The 3352-nt window shown below is 62.5% G+C and carries 4 protein-coding genes; 1 reads left to right on the top strand and 3 read right to left on the bottom strand.

All coding sequences use genetic code 11. The annotated features are described in order from the left end of the window. From KDH09_12250 to KDH09_12260, 3 genes are all read right to left on the bottom strand, one after another. On the bottom strand, positions 1-222 hold a 222-nt coding region (locus KDH09_12250), incomplete at its 3' end, for a uridine kinase (protein MCB0220461.1). Positions 223-270: 48 nt separating this feature from the next. Next, on the bottom strand, positions 271-1278 hold the full coding sequence (locus tag KDH09_12255) for an extracellular solute-binding protein (protein ID MCB0220462.1): 1008 nt from the start codon (positions 1276-1278) through the stop codon (positions 271-273). Positions 1279-1380: 102 nt separating this feature from the next. Further along, complete coding sequence (locus tag KDH09_12260) at positions 1381-2607, bottom strand: sterol desaturase family protein (protein ID MCB0220463.1); 1227 nt, start codon at positions 2605-2607, stop codon at positions 1381-1383. A 76-nt stretch (positions 2608-2683) separates the two neighbouring features. Between KDH09_12260 and KDH09_12265 the strand changes: the two genes are divergently transcribed. Next, on the top strand, positions 2684-3118 hold the full coding sequence (locus tag KDH09_12265; GenBank protein MCB0220464.1) for a PaaI family thioesterase: 435 nt from the start codon (positions 2684-2686) through the stop codon (positions 3116-3118). The last annotated feature ends 234 nt before the right edge of the window (positions 3119-3352 follow it).

A 3352-nucleotide genomic window follows, 5' to 3' on the forward strand; every position in this document is an offset into this window, starting at 1 on the left:
AAGACGCACCACCTCGGCGCAAAACGGCAGCACGGCGGCCTTGCCGCGATCCATGATCGAGTGGCCGCCAATGGCGACGATGTTGGCGTCGGGCAGCAGCCGCACTTCGCGTGCGGGCTCCGTTTCCGAAAGCAGCTTCTTGGCCTGGAGCGATTCGCGGGTGAAGCGCCCCTGGATGTGGGTTCGGTGAATTCCTTCACCTTTGACGATGTCGTCGGACATTTCTTTCCTCAGTTACTCCGGCCGCAGCACCTGCTCGCGGCTCGTATCTTACTTGCTCAGTCTTTCCAGAAGTCCGGCGGCGCTGAGGTCTCCCTCGACGGCGCGGACCTGGAAGCCCTCGGTGCTTAGCATCCGGGATCCCTGCTCCGAAAGCAGAAGGGCCAGAAATTCTCCGGCCAACTCCCTTGCGGGCGTCTGGCCGTTGAGGCTGGCCCCGTAGACGATGGGCTTGCCCTTGCGGGTGATCGTCTCGCCGGGATTGCGCCCGGCCACTGTGACGCTGGCTTTGGCGTAGTGCTCGGCCAAATCGGGGCTGCTCAGATTGATCTTCTCGGGCAGCTCCAGAATTCGCAGCCCTGCTGTTGCCGCGGTCGTGCCGTAGACGAACGCATAGTCCATGGCGCCGGCCTGCAGCGGGGCCAGCAGCTCGGCCACGTCGGCCCGCATGCCTGCCGTGCCCACCTTGGCCAGGGTCTTCGCTTCCAGGTCGCTCCCGGGCAAGTCGAGCTCTGCAAGCTGAAGCAACATGCGCGTGCGGTAACCAACCGGCGCCTTGTCGGGATCGGCCATGCCGACCTTTACGTCATCTCGCAAGAGAACCTCGTGCCAGTTCTCTGCGTTGATCTCGTCTGCGGCCACCGAGCCATTCGTATAGGCGATGACCACCCGCTCGCTGGCGAACTTCACATGCGCCTTGCACCAGGCTGGCTCAAGCAGCTCGGAGAAGAGCTTTTCATCGGCCAACAACAAGACGTCGGCCTTGCTGCCCAGGTCGAGCACCTGGCGGGCCAGCGCGGTGCTGCCGCCGGTGCGCACCCGCACATCCAGGCCCGGGTGAGACTGCTCAAAGTTTTTTTCGAATTCCGCGAGCACATGGCCGAGACTGGCCGCCGCTACGATGTTCAGCTCGCTGACCTGTACGGGTGCCTCTTTGGCCACAGAGTCCGCGGATTCACCCTTCGGGGTGCTCTCGCAACCGCCGATGCCCGGAACCACCAGTGCAACAAGCAGCGCTGTTGCCGGCAGCATGGAATTCAGAAATCGTCTGACCTTCACGCGTTGCCATCCTCCACGAAGGCCGGGGACTGTGACCCGAAGCGGGAGAAGTTTCAACTGTAGATGGACCCTCTTGCGTGCAGAAGCGGTGTACGCGCGGCCCTAGCGCGTCAGGCGCCGCTGCATGCCGGCGGCCCACACCACCCCTGCAAGGGCCAGCGCCCCCACCCCAAGGGCTACTGGACGAAACTGCGCGGGCCCCAGAAACCATGCGAACGCGGATGCCGCGATGATTGCCGCATGGACGAGATACTCAAGGCCCCACGCCCAGGATTTTCCCTCGAAGAGCGCGCCCCATCCTACCGTGGCCAGCAGGAGCACCGCGCACGGCACAGCGAGGACCTGCGGGGCGAGCTGGTGCTGGAAGAGCAGCGTGGCCGTGACGGCCGCTCCCACAAATACGAACTGCACGTTCACGAATTTCTTGAGCCTGCCCGAGAAAGGCGGGTCCCACTTCTTGAATTTCTTCGCCTCGACCGGCGGCACGACCTGCCAGCCGCCCTGCTCGGCAGGAAGCCAGGCGGGGTTGGCAAACCAGGTCCAGATTTTGTCGCGAAGGCGCGTTGCCTTGCCGGCGCGCTCCCACATCTCTTTCCAATAGTGAAAGTTCGCCCACACCGGGTTCCAGCTTTCGAAGGGCTTTACCAGGCCGTAGACCGGCGTGGCACGTTCGAGCTCGAAAGTCCCGAACATCCGGTCCCAGATGATGAAGATTCCGCCGTGGTTGCGGTCGATGTATTCGGGGTTGATGCCGTGGTGGACCCGGTGGTGCGAGGGCGTGTTGAAGACGAACTCGTACCAGCGCGGAAGCTTGCTGACAAGCTGGGTATGAATCCAGAACTGGTAGAGCAGGCTGATGGCCACGTTCCCGATGTAGACGAGCGGCGGCACTCCAAGCAGCGCCATGGGCAGGTAGAGCGCCGTTGCCGCCACCCCCTGGAACCACGACTGGCGAAGCGCCACGGCCAGATTGTAATCCTGGCTCTGGTGGTGCACCAGGTGCATGGCCCACATGAAATTTACCTCGTGGCTCCATCGGTGGAACCAGTAGTAGAGAAAGTCGAGCAGGAAGAAGCCTACGACCCATGCCGCAACCGGGTGCGGCGCCAGGTCGATCACCTTGTAGTGTTCATAAACCCAGGCGTAGGCCAGCACGGCGGCGGCGTTGAGAAACACGCGAACCAGTTCGCTGCCGATCCCGCAGGAGAGATCGGTCACCGAATCATTGAACCGGTAGAGCCGCAGCCCCCGGCGACGCATGAAGAAGACCTCCACGCCGATGAGCAGGAAAAATGCAGGGATGGCCAGTGCAATGGGGTCGAGTTTCATTGGTTTCGTGCTATCTCAGGGCGCGCCGGATTTCGTTGTCGAGGCATCATAGCCCAGAGGAAGCGGAGGTCACACCATGAGCGAGTTTCAGGCAGTCATCGACGGGGAAGCGCTGGAGAAGCGCCTCGAGAGCGTTCGCACCGTGCCGTTTCACCAGTTTCTGGGCCTGCGCATCGAGGAGGTGAGTCCCGGCAGCGCGCGGCTTACCCTGCCCGCCTCCGATGCCATGCGCAACAACGAGGGGATCCTCCACGGCGGAATCACCTACGCGCTGCTTGATGTGGCCTGCTATTGCGCGGCCGCACCGCTCTTCGGGAACGACGAGAACGCGGTCAGCCACGACATCCACGTCTCAGTGCTCCGCAGCGCCGGGGACCAGGACGTGGAGCTACGCGGCCGGGTGCTCAAGCGCGGCCGGAATATCATCTTCGGAGAGAGTGAGGCTTGGTCCGGCGGCAAGCTCATCGCCCGTGCGGCAGTGACCAAATCCATCGTATCGCTCAAACGATAGCTATCTAACTACCCGTAATCACTTCACTGTCAGGAATTCCGAGTTTTCAGGCCAACAGGGGCTTGCAAAGCGGGTCGTTCTGCATATAATCAGAATCAGAATTCGGATTCTGCTTTAGGAGCGAGAAGCAGTGAGCGCAGCCGCCGTACAACCAAAGCCCCCTGCCGCGGGCAAGCAGCTTGAGTGGGTCAATCCCCCTCAACAGGCGCGCAGCCAGCAGACCCTCGATCGTCT

It is taken from the genome of Chrysiogenia bacterium (genome assembly GCA_020434085.1).
In the GTDB taxonomy this organism is placed as follows: domain Bacteria; phylum JAGRBM01; class JAGRBM01; order JAGRBM01; family JAGRBM01; genus JAGRBM01.

What these genes read in the sequence shown, in the direction of transcription:
- KDH09_12265 (MCB0220464.1), top strand. Translation starts at nt 2,684, where the DNA reads ATGAGCGAGTTTCAGGCAGTCATCGACGGGGAAGCGCTGGAGAAGCGC.
- KDH09_12260 (MCB0220463.1), bottom strand. Translation starts at nt 2,607, where the DNA reads ATGAAACTCGACCCCATTGCACTGGCCATCCCTGCATTTTTCCTGCTC.